General features: G+C 66.4%; 15 protein-coding genes. 11 read left to right on the top strand and 4 right to left on the bottom strand.

Annotated features, from left to right (window positions below):
* Positions 1-110: 110 nt before the first annotated feature.
* The 7 genes from hemL (at position 111) to A5651_RS23090 (ending at position 7,385) form a co-directional block, all read left to right on the top strand.
* A complete protein-coding gene (gene hemL, locus A5651_RS23060) occupies positions 111-1,412 on the top strand; it encodes a glutamate-1-semialdehyde 2,1-aminomutase (protein ID WP_066986676.1) in 1,302 nt (433 codons plus the stop codon).
* Positions 1,409-2,017, top strand: a complete 609-nt coding sequence (locus tag A5651_RS23065) for a histidine phosphatase family protein (protein ID WP_066986554.1) — start codon at positions 1,409-1,411, stop codon at positions 2,015-2,017. The genes hemL and A5651_RS23065 overlap by 4 nt, the downstream gene beginning before the upstream one ends.
* Entirely contained in the window at positions 2,014-2,610 is a 597-nt protein-coding gene (locus A5651_RS23070; protein ID WP_066986557.1) for a TlpA disulfide reductase family protein, read from the top strand. Before A5651_RS23065 ends, A5651_RS23070 begins: the two co-directional genes overlap by 4 nt.
* A complete protein-coding gene (locus A5651_RS23075; RefSeq protein ID WP_066986560.1) occupies positions 2,607-3,434 on the top strand; it encodes a cytochrome c biogenesis CcdA family protein in 828 nt (275 codons plus the stop codon). Before A5651_RS23070 ends, A5651_RS23075 begins: the two co-directional genes overlap by 4 nt.
* Positions 3,431-5,029 (top strand): cytochrome c biogenesis protein ResB, encoded by a 1,599-nt coding sequence (locus tag A5651_RS23080; protein WP_066986563.1) that lies wholly within the window; start codon positions 3,431-3,433, stop codon positions 5,027-5,029. The genes A5651_RS23075 and A5651_RS23080 overlap by 4 nt, the downstream gene beginning before the upstream one ends.
* Before the next feature lie 147 nt (positions 5,030-5,176).
* A complete protein-coding gene (gene ccsB, locus A5651_RS23085; protein WP_066986566.1) occupies positions 5,177-6,211 on the top strand; it encodes a c-type cytochrome biogenesis protein CcsB in 1,035 nt (344 codons plus the stop codon).
* Between the two features lie 94 nt (positions 6,212-6,305).
* Positions 6,306-7,385: a MinD/ParA family protein gene (locus tag A5651_RS23090; RefSeq protein ID WP_066986569.1), complete on the top strand. Its 1,080-nt coding sequence runs from the start codon at positions 6,306-6,308 to the stop codon at positions 7,383-7,385.
* A gap of 9 nt (positions 7,386-7,394) precedes the next feature.
* On the opposite strand, the gene A5651_RS25580 is transcribed toward A5651_RS23090, so the two are convergent.
* Positions 7,395-7,559: a hypothetical protein gene (locus tag A5651_RS25580; RefSeq protein ID WP_156663120.1), complete on the bottom strand. Its 165-nt coding sequence runs from the start codon at positions 7,557-7,559 to the stop codon at positions 7,395-7,397.
* A 52-nt stretch (positions 7,560-7,611) separates the two neighbouring features.
* On the opposite strand from A5651_RS25580, the gene A5651_RS23095 reads away from it, so the two are divergent.
* Positions 7,612-7,920: a DUF4229 domain-containing protein gene (locus tag A5651_RS23095; RefSeq protein WP_066986572.1), complete on the top strand. Its 309-nt coding sequence runs from the start codon at positions 7,612-7,614 to the stop codon at positions 7,918-7,920.
* 7 nt (positions 7,921-7,927) lie between these two features.
* Here A5651_RS23095 and A5651_RS23100 read toward each other — a convergent pair whose 3' ends face one another.
* Complete coding sequence (locus A5651_RS23100; protein ID WP_156663121.1) at positions 7,928-8,116, bottom strand: hypothetical protein; 189 nt, start codon at positions 8,114-8,116, stop codon at positions 7,928-7,930.
* 192 nt (positions 8,117-8,308) lie between these two features.
* Positions 8,309-9,916, bottom strand: coding sequence for a DUF4118 domain-containing protein (locus A5651_RS23105; protein WP_082943934.1), 1,608 nt, complete (start codon positions 9,914-9,916; stop codon positions 8,309-8,311).
* Between the two features lie 52 nt (positions 9,917-9,968).
* Between A5651_RS23105 and A5651_RS23110 the strand changes: the two genes are divergently transcribed.
* The gene (locus tag A5651_RS23110; protein WP_231988797.1) at positions 9,969-10,418 is read left to right on the top strand and encodes a response regulator; all 450 of its coding nucleotides are present in this window, start codon (positions 9,969-9,971) and stop codon (positions 10,416-10,418) included.
* Here A5651_RS23110 and A5651_RS23115 read toward each other — a convergent pair.
* Positions 10,396-11,049, bottom strand: a complete 654-nt coding sequence (locus A5651_RS23115; protein ID WP_066986681.1) for a response regulator transcription factor — start codon at positions 11,047-11,049, stop codon at positions 10,396-10,398. The genes A5651_RS23110 and A5651_RS23115 overlap by 23 nt on opposite strands.
* 211 nt (positions 11,050-11,260) lie before the next feature.
* On the opposite strand from A5651_RS23115, the gene A5651_RS23120 reads away from it, so the two are divergent.
* Positions 11,261-11,908: an aquaporin gene (locus A5651_RS23120; protein WP_066986578.1), complete on the top strand. Its 648-nt coding sequence runs from the start codon at positions 11,261-11,263 to the stop codon at positions 11,906-11,908.
* Between the two features lie 56 nt (positions 11,909-11,964).
* The gene (locus tag A5651_RS23125; protein ID WP_066986581.1) at positions 11,965-13,464 is read left to right on the top strand and encodes a GMC family oxidoreductase; all 1,500 of its coding nucleotides are present in this window, start codon (positions 11,965-11,967) and stop codon (positions 13,462-13,464) included.
* The last annotated feature ends 173 nt before the right edge of the window (positions 13,465-13,637 follow it).

Here is a 13,637-nt window from a genome sequence, read left to right on the forward strand (position 1 = left end):
GCAGTGGCAGTTCCCGCTGCGCGATCACGACCCTCCTGCAGAAATGGGTGGAGCCGCCGCTCCTACACCCTGTAGTTGACGCTTTCGAGCCAGCTGGGACACTGGTGGCCATGTCCGGCACTGACGTCTCTGCGAAGCTGTTCGCCGACGCGTGCGCCCTCATCCCCGGCGGCGTGAACTCGCCCGTGCGCGCCTTCTCCGCGGTCGGCGGCACGCCGCGGTTCATCACCTCGGCCGAGGGCTACTGGCTGACCGACGCCGACGACAACCGCTACATCGACCTGGTGTGCTCGTGGGGGCCAATGATCCTCGGCCACGCCCATCCCGCCGTCGTCGAGGCCGTCCAGCGCGCCGCACAAGGCGGCCTGTCGTTCGGAGCCCCCACTCCGGCCGAGAGCGAGCTCGCCGCCGAGATCATCGGCCGGGTCGCGCCCGTCGAGCGGCTGCGGTTCGTCAACTCCGGAACCGAGTCGACGATGAGCGCCATCCGGCTGGCCCGCGGGTTCACCGGCCGCGCCAAGATAGTCAAGTTCTCCGGGTGCTACCACGGCCACAGCGACGCGCTGCTCGCCGACGCCGGATCAGGTGTCGCGACACTCGGTCTGCCCGCCTCGCCCGGCGTCACCGGCGCGGCAACCGCGGACACCATCGTCCTGCCGTACAACGATGCCGCGGCGGTCGAGGACGCGTTCGCGCGCTTCGGCGACGAGGTCGCCGCCGTCATCACCGAGGCCAGTGCAGGCAATATGGGCACCGTCCCACCGCTGCCCGGCTTCAACGCCGGGCTGCGCCGCATTACCGCCGAGCACGGGGCGTTGCTCATCATGGACGAGGTGATGACGGGCTTTCGGGTCAGCCGATGCGGTTGGTACGGCATCGATGCCGTCGACGCGGACCTGTTCACGTTCGGCAAGGTGATGAGCGGCGGCCTGCCCGCGGCGGCGTTCGGCGGCCGCGCTGAGGTGATGGAGCGACTGGCCCCGCTCGGGCCGGTGTATCAGGCGGGCACACTGTCGGGTAATCCCGTCGCGATGGCCGCAGGCCTGGCGACATTGCGCGCCGCCGACGACGACGTGTACGCCAAGCTGGACACCAACGCCGACCGGCTGACCGATCTGTTGTCGGGTGCACTCGCTGATGCCGGTGTGGCACACCGTATTTCGCGCGCAGGCAACATGCTTAGCTTGTTCTTCACCGACGATCCGGTGACAGACTTCGCCTCGGCCAAGGCCACCGAGACCTGGCGGTATCCGCCCTTCTTCCACGCATTGCTCGACGCGGGCATTTACCCGCCGTGCAGTGCATTCGAGACGTGGTTCGTCTCGGCCGCACTCGACGACGCGGCGTTCGAGCGGATCGCCGCAGCGTTGCCGGGCGCAGCGCGTGCCGCAGCAGAGGCCCGGCAGCAATGACGGCGAAGACGGTCGTGCACGTGATGCGGCACGGCGAGGTGTACAACCCGGACAAGATCCTCTACGGCCGCCTGCCCGATTACCACCTGTCGGAGCGGGGCAGGGACCAGGCGCGCGCGGTTGCAGGCTGGCTGGGCGACCGCGACATCGTCTACGTCGTCGCCTCGCCGCTGGAGCGCGCGCAAGAGACCGCGACCCCGATCGCCGAGCGGCTTGGCTTGCCGATCGACACCGATGACGACCTGATCGAGTCGACCAACATCTTTCAGGGCCAGAGGGTTTCGCCCGGCGACGGCGCCCTCCGCGATCCCCGCAACTGGTGGCATCTGCGCAACCCGCGCACGCCGTCGTGGGGTGAGCCGTACAAGGAGATCGCCGCACGCATGACAGCGGCGCTGCACCGCGCTCGCATCAAGGCGGCCGGCCACGAAGCAGTGTGCGTCAGCCATCAGCTTCCTGTCGAGACCCTGCGGCGGGCGGTGACGGGAAAGCCGTTGCACCACTTTCCGACCCGTCGGTTGTGCAACCTTGCCTCGTTGACGTCGTTCTACTTCCACGGAGACACCTACGTCGGCTGGGGATATTCGGAGCTGGCAGGGCAGTGAAGTGGTGGGCGGTCATCGCGGGTGCGGCGCTGGTCGCACTCGCTGGCTGCTCTACCGGTGACGACGCCGTCGCCCAAGGCGGCACCTTCGAGTTCGTGGCCCCCGGCGGCAAAACCGACATCTTCTATGATCCGCCTGAAAGCCGCGGTCGCCCAGGAAAGTTAGCCGGTCCCGGCTTGACCGACCCCGCCAAGACCGTCTCGCTCGACGACTTCGCGGGCAAGGCCGTCGTCGTCAACGTCTGGGGTCAGTGGTGCGGCCCGTGCCGCGCGGAGATCGGTCAGCTGCAGAAGGTGTACGACGCCACCAAAGCCGACGGCGTGGCATTTCTGGGAATCGACGTCCGGGACAACAACCGTGACGCCGCCCGCGACTTCGTGACCGACCGCAATGTCACCTACCCGTCGATATACGACCCGTCGATGCGCACCATGATGGCCTTCGGCGGCAAGTATCCGACCACGGTCATCCCGTCGACGGTCGTGCTGGACCGCCAGCATCGGGTCGCGGCGGTGTTCCTGCGGGAACTGCTCGCGTCGGATTTGCAACCGGTCGTGGAGCGGGTGGCCGCCGAACCGGCCGCGAAGACATGACCGGTTTCGGTGAAATCGCCTCCGCCGGACCGCTTCTGGCGGCAATTGGTGTCTCGTTGCTTGCCGGGCTGGTGTCGTTTGCCTCGCCGTGCGTCGTGCCGCTGGTGCCCGGGTATCTGTCCTATCTCGCCGCGGTCGTCGGCGTCGAGGAACGCCCCGCTCACATACGCCCAGACCTACACATGGGCGAAGAAGTGCGAGAAGAATCCGCAAAAACGTCGATCTCGGCGCGGGCGGCACGTCTGCGAGTTGCCGGGGCGGCGCTGCTCTTCGTCGCCGGCTTCACTGCGGTGTTCATCCTCGGCACTGTCGCCGTGCTCGGCATGACCGGCGCGCTGATCAGCAATCAGCTACTGCTGCAACGCATCGGCGGTGTGGTCACCATCCTGATGGGCCTGGTCTTCGTCGGGTTCATTCCGCTGCTGCAGCGGGACACGCGTTTCGCCCCCAGGCAGCTGTCGACGATCGGCGGTGCACCGCTGCTGGGCGCGGTGTTCGCGCTGGGCTGGACGCCGTGCCTCGGCCCGACGCTGACGGGCGTCATCGCGGTCGCATCGGCCACCGACGGTGCCAACGTCGTCCGCGGTGTGCTGCTCGTCGTCGCATACTGCCTCGGGCTCGGAATTCCTTTCGTGCTCTTGGCCTTTGGTTCGTCGTGGGCCGTCGAAGGTCTGGGCTGGCTGCGGCGCCACACCCGGCAGATCCAGATTTTCGGCGGCGTGCTGTTGATCCTGGTCGGAACCGCGCTGGTGACAGGCGTCTGGAACGACTTCGTCTCCTGGGTACGTGACGCGTTCGTCAGCGACGTCAGGCTGCCGATATGAGGCGCGCGTTCGCACTGGCGCGCAACACGTGGCGCACCCTGACGTCCATGGGCACCGCCCTGGTGCTGTTGTTCCTGCTGGCGCTCGCAGCGATCCCCGGCGCGCTGTTGCCACAGCGCAGCCTCAACGAAGCCAAGGTGGAGCAGTACATCGCCGAGCATCCGACGATCGGGCCGTGGCTGGATCGTCTGCAGGCCTTCGAGGTGTTCTCCAGCTTCTGGTTCACCGCGATCTACGCGCTGCTGTTCGTCTCGCTCGTCGGCTGCCTGACGCCGCGGCTCGCCGAGCACATCAAGAGCCTGCGGGCCACACCCGTCGCGGCCCCCCGCAATCTGGGCCGGCTGCCCAAGCATCACCACGCCGTGGTTGCGGGCGAACCCGACACCGTCGTGGAAGCGGTGTCGCACCGGCTGACGGGATGGCGACGCATCACCCGAACCGACGGCGACGCAACCGAAATCTCCGCCGAGAAAGGCTATTTGCGCGAGTTCGGCAACATCGTCTTCCACTTTGCGCTGCTCGGACTGCTCATCGCGGTGGCCGTCGGCAAGCTGTTCGGTTACGAGGGCAACGTCATCGTGATCGCCGACGGCGGGCCCGGCTTCTGTTCGGCGTCGCCTGCGGTCTTCGACTCCTTCCGGGCCGGCAACACCGTCGACGGTACCTCGCTGAGCCCGATCTGCCTGCGCGTCAACGACTTCGACGCGCACTATCTGCCGTCTGGCCAGGCGCTGTCGTTCGCCGCGAACATCGACTATCAGGCCGGCACCGACCTCGACAGCGACACCTGGCGACCCTACCGGCTCAAGGTCAACGAGCCGCTGCGAATCGGGGGCGATCGGATCTATCTGCAGGGCCACGGTTACGCGCCGACGTTCACCGTCACTTTCCCCGGCGGGCAGACCCGCACGCAGACACTGCAGTGGCGACCCGACGACCCGGTCACGCTGCTGTCTTCGGGGGTGATGCGATTCGACCCGCCGGGCGGGACGTATCCCGATGCCGACGAACGCCGCAAGCACCAGATCGCGATTCAAGGATTGTTCGCGCCGACAGAGTTCCTTCACGGCAAGCTTCTGTCGTCGAGCTTCCCGGCGCTCAAAGATCCCGCGGTGGCGATCGACATCTATCGCGGCGACGCCGGGCTGGACACCGGGCGCCCGCAGTCGCTGTTCGACCTCGACCCGCGGCTGATCGAGCAGAAGCGGCTCAACAAGGTGGCGCGGGTGAACCTGCGCGCCGGCGAGCAGACCCTGCTCGACGACGGCACGCAGGTGCGGTTCGACGGGGCGGTGCCGTTCATCAACGTGCAGGTCTCCCACGATCCGGCGCAGGTGTGGGTGCTGGTTTCCGCGCTCACGATGATGGCGGGACTGCTGGTCTCCCTGATCGTGCGTCGGCGACGGGTCTGGGTTCGGATCACACCCGCGGACGCGAGGAGCGTGGAACATCTGAGTGGTCCGGGTACGGTAAGCGTCGAGCTGGGCGGGCTGGCGCGCACCGACAACTCCGGTTGGGGTGACGAGTTCGAGCGGTTGACGCATCGGCTGCTCGACGGTCTCGATACCGCAGAGCCGTCAAAAGAGAAGGTCTAGGAAGCGCATGAATACCCAGCGGGAAGCGAAGGCGGATCGCGCATGAATACCGAGCGAGAAGCGAAGGCGGATCGCGCATGAATACCGAGCGAGAAGCGAAGGCGGATCGCGCATGAATACCGAGCGGGAAGCGAAGGCGGATCGCGCATGAATACCGAGCACATCGATATTGGGCTGGCCCGTTACTCGGACTGGGCCTTCACGTCATCGATCATCGTGCTGGTGATCGCGCTGTTGTTCCTGGCCGTCGAACTGGCGTACGCCCGCACCAGAAATGTCGTCCAGAAAGAACTCGTCAGCGTCGCGGCGCGCACGCGCGGGGGCACCTCCTACCCCGAGGACAGGGGGAGAGCAGATGGGTCCAGGGTGAGCGCCGACAGCGCCATCCCCGGCGTCGTCGACGACGTGCCGCGGCGCCCGTTCGACGAGCGCATCGGGCGGTCGGGGCTGGTCCTGGTCTACGCCGGTATCGCGCTGCTGTTCGGCTGCATCGTGCTGCGCGGCCTCGCAACCGAACGGGTGCCCTGGGGCAACATGTACGAGTTCATCAACTTGACCTGCTTCTCGGGACTGGTGGCGGGCGCGATCGTGTTGCGCCGGCCGCAGTACCGCACGCTGTGGGTGTTCGTCTTGGTGCCGGTGCTGATCCTGCTCACCGTGTCGGGCCGCTGGCTGTACACCAACGCCGCACCCGTGATGCCCGCACTGCAGTCCTACTGGCTGCCCATCCACGTGTCGGTGGTCAGCCTCGGCTCGGGGGTGTTCCTCGTCGCGGGCGTGGTGAGCATCCTGTTCCTGGTCAAGATGTCCCCGCTGGGCGCTGCCGACGCCGACGGCGCCGTCGCCCGTATCGTCAACCGGCTGCCCGACGCCCAGACACTCGACCAGATTGCGTACCGCACAACGATTTTCGCGTTCCCCGTGTTCGGCTTTGGCGTCATCTTCGGCGCGATCTGGGCCGAGGAGGCCTGGGGCCGCTACTGGGGCTGGGACCCCAAGGAGACCGTGTCGTTCATCGCGTGGGTGGTCTATGCCGCCTACCTGCACGCCCGGTCGACTGCGGGCTGGCGGGACAAGAAGGCGGCGTGGATCAACGTCGCCGGGTTCGTCGCGATGGTGTTCAACCTGTTCTTCATCAACCTCGTCACTGTCGGATTGCATTCGTATGCCGGCGTCGGCTGAGCCGACAATCAGATAAGCGTCGGCTGAGCCGACAATCAGATAAGCGTCGGCTGAATAAGCACCGCTGATCCGTCCAATGAGAAGGGGCTAGCCGTTGTCTGACCATTCATCGCCCGCCTTCCGATCGCAACAGCGGTTCACCGATCCGGCCAACGACGAGTCGCCGCCGAAGGAGTGGACCGACCCGACGCCACCGACGGGTATCCCGGTGAGCCGGCCCGCGGTCGCACACCAGCCTTACCCCGAGCTGTCGACGTCCGCGCTGCTCCGGCAGAACAAGCGGCCGCCCTCGGCGGGCTGGCGGCGGTGGCTTTACCTGGCCTCCGGCAAGACGATCAACCTGGGCGAAGGCCCGAAGGCCGTCCATCACAACAACCTTCTCGCCCAGGTGAACCGGCCGCTGGAGGGGTGCTACCGGATCGCGCTGCTGTCGCTGAAAGGTGGCGTCGGCAAGACGACCATCACCGCGACGCTGGGCGCGACGTTCGCGACCGTCCGCGGTGATCGTGTCGTCGCCGTCGACGCCAACCCCGACCGCGGGACGTTGAGCCAGAAAGTGCCGCTTGAGACGCCGGCCACCGTGCGCCATCTGCTGCGCGACGCCGAAGGCATCGAGCGCTACAGCGACATCCGCCGCTACACGTCGCAGGGGCCCAGCCGGCTGGAGGTACTGGCCTCCGAGAGCGACCCGGCGGTGTCCGAGGCATTCAGCGCCGACGATTACACGAGGACGCTGGAGGTGCTGGAGCGCTTCTACAGCCTGGTGCTCACCGATTGCGGAACGGGGCTGATGCATTCGGCGATGTCGGCGGTGCTGGCCAAGGCCGACGTGCTGATCGTCATCAGCTCCGGCTCCGTCGACGGCGCCCGCAGCGCGTCGGCGACACTGGACTGGCTCGACGCGCACGGCCACGAGGACATGGTGAAGAACTCGATCGCGGTCATCAACGCCGTGCGTCCGCGGTCGGGCAAGGTCGATATGAGCAAGGTCATCGACCACTTCTCCCGCCGGTGCCGCGCCGTGCGGCTGGTGCCGTTCGACCCGCATCTGGAAGAGGGCGCCGAGATCAGCCTGGAACGCCTACGGCGAGACACCCGCGAGGCGCTCATCGAGCTGGCCGCGGTGGTGGCCGACGGTTTTCCGAGCACCCGGCGGTCCAACGACCTCTACTGACGAGCGCGCTTACTTGGGGCGGGGATTGTCACCGTGCCCGAGCCGGCGCAGGAAGTCGGGGTCGTCATCGGGGCCGATCGTGCGCGTCCGAGGCCGGCTGGCCGCGGCGCGCGTCAGCCGCCAGCCGGCATAAATCAGCACGGCCAAGACGAGAACGAGGAGCAGATAAGCCAACGCAGAAAAACCTCCTTGGTCTGAATATACGCGCCGTCGGTAGGCTCGGGCCGTGTCTGAGTCGCGCCCCGGATCCCGTCTCGTCTTCGATGTGCTGGCCTACACGCTGGCCCGAATTCTGCTCGTCGCTGTTTTAACCGCAGTGATCTTCGGCGGCGCGCATCTGCTGGGCGTGCGCGAATTTCCACTCGTGATCGCTTTGCTGTTCGCCATCGTGATCGCGCTGCCGCTCGGCATCTGGCTGTTCGCTCCGCTGCGTCGGCGTGCGACGGCGAGCATCGCCGCGGTCGACGAGCGACGGCGTCAGGACCGAGAACAGCTTCAGGCGCGATTGCGTGGCGAGGACCCGTCCAAAGAGTGACCGGAGGCTAGCGGTAATCGAGGACTCCCGCTGGCGGACAGTGCATCTGGTGGTTAGCGGTGACGACATCGCAATCGTCGTGCGCGATGTTTGAGGGCGTCAGATCCGCCACCACCGGAAGCAGTGATCTCATGACGACACCAAAGCGCTCGATCGCAATGCTCTTGACCTCAGCGGTGACGGCACTTGCCATCACGCCCGCACCGATCGCGGCGGCCGCCCCGGCGGGTCCGGCGTGCGTTCAGGTTGCCCAACGGACGACGCAGTGCCAAACCAGCGGAAGTGCTCAAATCACTGCCGCGCCACCGCACGCCGAGAATCCCTTCGTTGGTCCGTACGATGTGTTGCTTCATCGCAACCATCGACGCTGACATGCGCGGCACCGGAACTACGCCGTTTCGACTCCCGAGCAGCTGAGGGGAATGCTTGCGGTCACCATGGTGCCCGAGCCGAATGGACTGACCACATCGAGCCGACCCGCGAGCGCTTCGACGCGGTCCTTGAGGCCGATCAGCCCAGAACCGCCGCCGACGGTGGCCCCTCCGACCCCGTCATCACCGATAACGAGGTGGAGGTTTCCGCTTCGGGCGCTGGCATGCACCCGTATCTCGGAGGCCCCGGCATGTTTTGCCGCGTTGGTCAGGGCTTCGGCCACCACGTAATAGGCTGCGACCTCGACCGGTTCGGGCATTCTTTCGTGAACATTCATATCGACGGTTACCGGCACAGGACACCGTCGAGCCAGGGCATGGATGGCCGGACACAGACCACCCCGCGACAGAATCGCCGGGTGAATGCCTCGCGAAATCTCCCGAAGATCAGCCGCGACGGCGGCCAGGCCGCAGACGGCGTTCGAGATCTGCTCTCGCAGTTGCGGAAGATCGGGCGGCACCGACGCTTCGACGCCCCGAAGTTCCAGTCCCAGCGACACGACCCGCTGTTGAGCCCCATCGTGGAGGTCGCGTTCGAAACGACGCCGAGCCTGATCGCTTGCGGCGACGATCCGAGCGCGCGACGCGGTGAGTTCTGCCCGCGTTTCGGCGTTGGCGATGGCCGTGGAAACCAGATCGGCGAAGTCTCCGATGCTTTCCTCGGTGCCGGGGGGAAGTGGTTCACGGCTGGTGCAGCCAACGATCAAGGCACCCCAGATCTTGTCGTCGACGATCACCGGTGCGCCGACGGCGGACCGCAGGCCGCCCCCTCGAATCCGTGCCGCAGTCGTCCCTTCCACGCCGTCGAAGCTGTCGAGTCGTGCCGGCCGACGTTCTCGTCGGATTCTGCTTGCGACAGTGTCGCCGTCAAGCGAAAGCCGTTCGCCTTTCGCGATTATCGGGTTGCCCCGCTCGTCGCGGGCGCCGACGACGATGTATGCGCCGTCAGGTGTATAGCGCAGCAGCGCGACGTTCGCGACCCCGAGAGAATCGGACAGCTCCAGTACCGCTGCCGAAAAGACTTGAGCCGGAGGCAGTCCCCGCGCCACCAGCGTGGCGACGCGGCGCAGCGAAGCCTGTTGCTCTGCCAGCGCGTGGGCCAGTGACGCCGCGACGTCGGCCTCGTGTCGGCGCTGCTCGGATTCGGTGGCCCGCAACCGCGCCTGCCTGCCAAGGACGTTCGCCGCCAGTGCGACGGGAAGGAACACCAGTGGAGCGACGAAGTCGCGAGCATCGCTGACCACGATCGAGCCGCTCTGCTCCAGGTGGAAGTAGAAATACACAACAGCGCTCAATACCGAAGTGACGACCGACAATCCGAAGCCCCAGCCGGCCGAGATCACCAGCACGCCGAGCAGAAACAGTGCCCCGTAAGCGGTCTCCGGGGCGACCTGTTTGAGCCAGTAGACCAGAAGCGTCTCGAGGGCGATGAACGCGGCCGCCACGGCAATGCCGAGGTGCAGCGGTGCGGGCGTCGGGCGTAGCAACCTCGCCAGCGGTCCTCGAGGTGACGACGACGCTGGATCTCGTTGGTCAGGCGCTAGTGCCTCCCGTGCCTTGCCCATCAGCTCACAGTCCCTAACCACGGTCGGGCGCACAAAATTCCGGTCAGCTGGAATGCGCCGCAGCGCCATGTTCACCGATGCTGGTGCCATGGGGTGTCAGGCCGCGCGCTGCCTCATCGTCGACGACAGTGCCGGCTTCCGTGACGCCGCGCGGACCATGCTGCTACGCGCGGGCGCCGCCGTCGTCGACGCCGTCTCCAACAGCGCAGAGGCGTTGAAGTCGTTCGCGAAACTCCGCCCCGACATCACGCTTGTCGATATCGACCTCGGCGTCGAGAGCGGCTTCGATCTGGCCGAGCGACTCTGCCGAATCGGCTGGTCGAAACCCCCGGCGGTGATTCTGATTTCAAGCCACGCCGAACAAGATTTCCTGGAGCTGATCGATTCCAGCCCCGCGGTCGGGTTTCTGTCGAAGTTCGACCTGACGCCGTGCTCGATCGCCGAGCTGGTGTGTAGCCAAAGCGATTCTCTCGGTCATGTCAACGAGCCTCCAGGTACGTGATCACGGCCCGCACCCGGCGGTGGTCGTCAGCGGTCTCGGGGAGTCCCAGCTTGGCCAGGATGCTGCGGACGTGCTTTTCGACGGTGCCTTCGGTGACCCACAAGCGGCGGGCAATACCCGCATTAGACCGTCCCTCGGCCATCTGTGCCAGCACCTCGAGCTCGCGTGCGCTGAGAACGGCCAGCGGATCGTCGCGGCGACGGGCAGACAGCAGCTCCTGAACCACCGCGGGGTCGACAACCGATGCTCCTCTGGCGATCCGCTGCAGCGTGTCGAGGAAGTCGCCGACGTCGGTGACGCGGCTCTTGAGCAGGTACCCGATGGCGTGCTCTCCGTGCAGCAGCTCCATCGCATGCTCCACCTCGACATGCGCCGACAACACCAGGATTCCGGTACCGGGCAGTTCGGTGCGGATCACCCGGGCCGCGTCGAGCCCTTCAGTCGTGTGGGTCGGCGGCATCCGAATGTCGACAATCACCAGATCTGGTTGGTGTTCACGCACCAACGTCAGAAGTTCGGCGCTGTCGCCGGCCACCCCGACCACGTCGAAGTCCGAACGGTCGAGCAGGCTCGCCAGCCCCTCACGCAACAGCACATCGTCGTCGGCGATGATGACCCGCGCCTCTGCCACAAGGAAATCTTGTAACGCCACGGCACCGAGCACAGCCGGTTCACAGAATGCGGTCAACCCAGCTAGCCGGTATTCGGGATTGGGGTGAGTAGGTAGCCAGGATGGCCGCCAGCCATGGCGACGAGGGGGCCCAGAGCCGCCAAAGTACTCAACCATGAACTTTTCCCATTCGCACCCTGTAGAGGGGTCCGCGGAGCGGACGGGCGCGAGGGTGGCCACGACCACCGTCGTCGAGGCGATCGGCACGTTCATTCTGGTGGCGACCGCCGGGGTGGCCGTCTTGAGCGCCTACCCGCTGGTCTCCATCGGTGTCGCTGCGGTCTTGATGGTGGTCATCTATGCCGCCGGACATCTCGCCGGAGGGCAGTTCAACGCCGCCGTCACGCTGGCGATGTTCATGCGGGGCAGGATCGGCCTGCGCGCAGCGACAATGCATTGGCTGGCGCAGGTCGGCGGCGGATTGCTGGCCGCGGTCGTGGTGCGGGTGATCGTCGACGCCGACCGCATGTCGATCGTGAGCCTCTTGCTGACAGATCACGCGCTGGTCGCAGGTTTCGTCACGGAGTTTGCGTCGGCCTTCCTGCTGAGCTATGCCGTGCTCGGCCTGACCGCAACCGCCGTACCCAAGCCGTCGGCGGCCTACGATCTCGCGGCCGGCGTGGGCGCCATCATCGGTGCGCTGAGCGTGGCCGCGCTATCGTCCGGCGCACTCAACGCCGCGGCCGTGATCCACCAGCTGACGGCGGGACTGTTCTCGTGGGTGACCGTGTGGGTCTATCTGGTCGGCCAGGTCGTCGCCGGCCTGTTGGCCGGCGTCACTTTCCTGACCTTCGGCTCATTGGCTCATCTGGAGGGCTGATGCGGGCAGTGCGACGGCCGGGTCAATCGAAAAGGAAGGAATACCAAGAAATGCCTATGCCACACACCAGCGGCTATGACTACGTCATCGTCGGCGCAGGGACAGCGGGATGCGTTCTGGCAGCGCGTCTCTCGGAGGATGAGCGGGTGCGGGTCCTGGTGCTGGAGGCCGGCGGCCGCGAATTGCCCGACGCCGTCACCAATCCGCCCGCTTGGCCCAGCCTGGTTCGCACCCCGTTGGATTGGGGTGACGTGACCGCAGTTCAGCAGGCGACGGGAAGGACCGCTCCGGTCGCCCGGGGCCGCGGGCTAGGCGGATCCTCGTCGATCAACGCGATGGTTTTCGCTCGGGGGCACCGCGACAGTTACGCGTCCTGGCCGAAAGGTTGGTGCTTCGACGATCTGCTGCCCTACTTCAAGCGCAGTGAGACCGCACTCAAGGGTGATCCTGCGCTACGCGGAACCGACGGCCCGCTTGTCGTGACGCCGGCTGATCCGCCCAATCCGGTGCTCACCGCGTGCCTCTGTGCGGCGATCCAATGCGGGTACAGTCATGCCGGCGACGTGAGCGCCGGACTCGAGACCGGTTTCGGCTTCTCCGACCTGAATATCGTCGATGGGCGACGCCAGAGCGCCGCCGACGCCTATTTGGTTCCTGCACTGAAGAGGCCGAATCTCGATGTGATGACCGACGTCAAGGTTCATCGATTGTGCATCAGCGGCGGCCGTTGTCGCGCAGTGGAATACACCGTCGGCTCTGACGCTCCCAGCTGCGTCATGGGCGGTGAGGTCATCCTGGCCGCAGGCGCGATCGGATCGCCGCACTTGCTGATGGCCTCCGGCATCGGACCGCAGGCCCATCTGCGCGAGGTCGGCGTCGACGTTGTGCTCGACCTGCCCGGAGTCGGCGCCAATCTGCATGATCACCCGTTGACACCGGTCGTCTACCGATCTGCGCGGCCGGTGCCGCCGGGACGGCACAACCACGGCGAGCTGCTTGGGCTGATTCGCAGCCACGGTGATTACGGTGCGCCTGACATCCAGATCTTCGGTGTCGACTCGGCGGACGTGCCCGGGCTCGGCGGAACCAACGGCTATGTGCTCGCCGTGTCGGTCCTGCAGCCGGAAAGCCGCGGGACAGTCCGGTTATCTGGTCCCACAACGGATTACGCCCCCGTCGTCGATCCTAACTACTTCGGTGACGACCGCGACATGAAGACAATGATCGAGGGCCTTCGCATCGCCCGCGAGATCGGTATGGCATCGGCGCTGAGCGCGTGGCGGGACACCGAGATCGCGCCGGGGCCGTCGGTGACGGCTGAGAAGGAACTTCGCGAGTTCGTGCGGGACACGTTCGCGTCGTACTTCCATCCTGTCGGCACCTGCGCAATGGGCGGAAGGCCGGAATCGGTGGTGGACAGCCGGTTACGCGTGCATGGGCTCGACGGTCTTCGTGTGGTCGACGCCTCGGTGATGCCCTCGATTCCGTCGAACAACACGGTGGCGACGGTCTACGCGATCGCCGAACGTGCCGCGGACCTGATCAGAAGCGAGTGACACTCAGCCGGCAGCGTCCTGCAGGATCTGCCTCAGTTTGTCGACCGGATCGCCACCACCCGGATCGAGCCGAAGGTCTCCCTGCTCACCCTCGGGGCTCGACGCTGCGGTGCTGCTGCTGTTCGAGCTGTTCGCCAGCATCCGCGATGTCCGGCGCACTCGGCTGGCAAGAC

Source organism: Mycobacterium sp. 1274761.0 (genome assembly GCF_001668615.1).
GTDB lineage: Bacteria > Actinomycetota > Actinomycetes > Mycobacteriales > Mycobacteriaceae > Mycobacterium.

Excerpts from the sequence above, each read along its gene's own strand:
- hemL (WP_066986676.1), top strand. The coding sequence starts at position 111 with ATGTCCGGCACTGACGTCTCTGCGAAGCTGTTCGCCGACGCGTGCGCC.
- A5651_RS23065 (WP_066986554.1), top strand. The coding sequence starts at position 1,409 with ATGACGGCGAAGACGGTCGTGCACGTGATGCGGCACGGCGAGGTGTAC.
- A5651_RS23075 (WP_066986560.1), top strand. The coding sequence starts at position 2,607 with ATGACCGGTTTCGGTGAAATCGCCTCCGCCGGACCGCTTCTGGCGGCA.
- A5651_RS23080 (WP_066986563.1), top strand. The coding sequence starts at position 3,431 with ATGAGGCGCGCGTTCGCACTGGCGCGCAACACGTGGCGCACCCTGACG.
- ccsB (WP_066986566.1), top strand. The coding sequence starts at position 5,177 with ATGAATACCGAGCACATCGATATTGGGCTGGCCCGTTACTCGGACTGG.
- A5651_RS23105 (WP_082943934.1), bottom strand. The coding sequence starts at position 9,916 with ATGGGCAAGGCACGGGAGGCACTAGCGCCTGACCAACGAGATCCAGCG.
- A5651_RS23110 (WP_231988797.1), top strand. The coding sequence starts at position 9,969 with ATGCGCCGCAGCGCCATGTTCACCGATGCTGGTGCCATGGGGTGTCAG.
- A5651_RS23125 (WP_066986581.1), top strand. The coding sequence starts at position 11,965 with ATGCCACACACCAGCGGCTATGACTACGTCATCGTCGGCGCAGGGACA.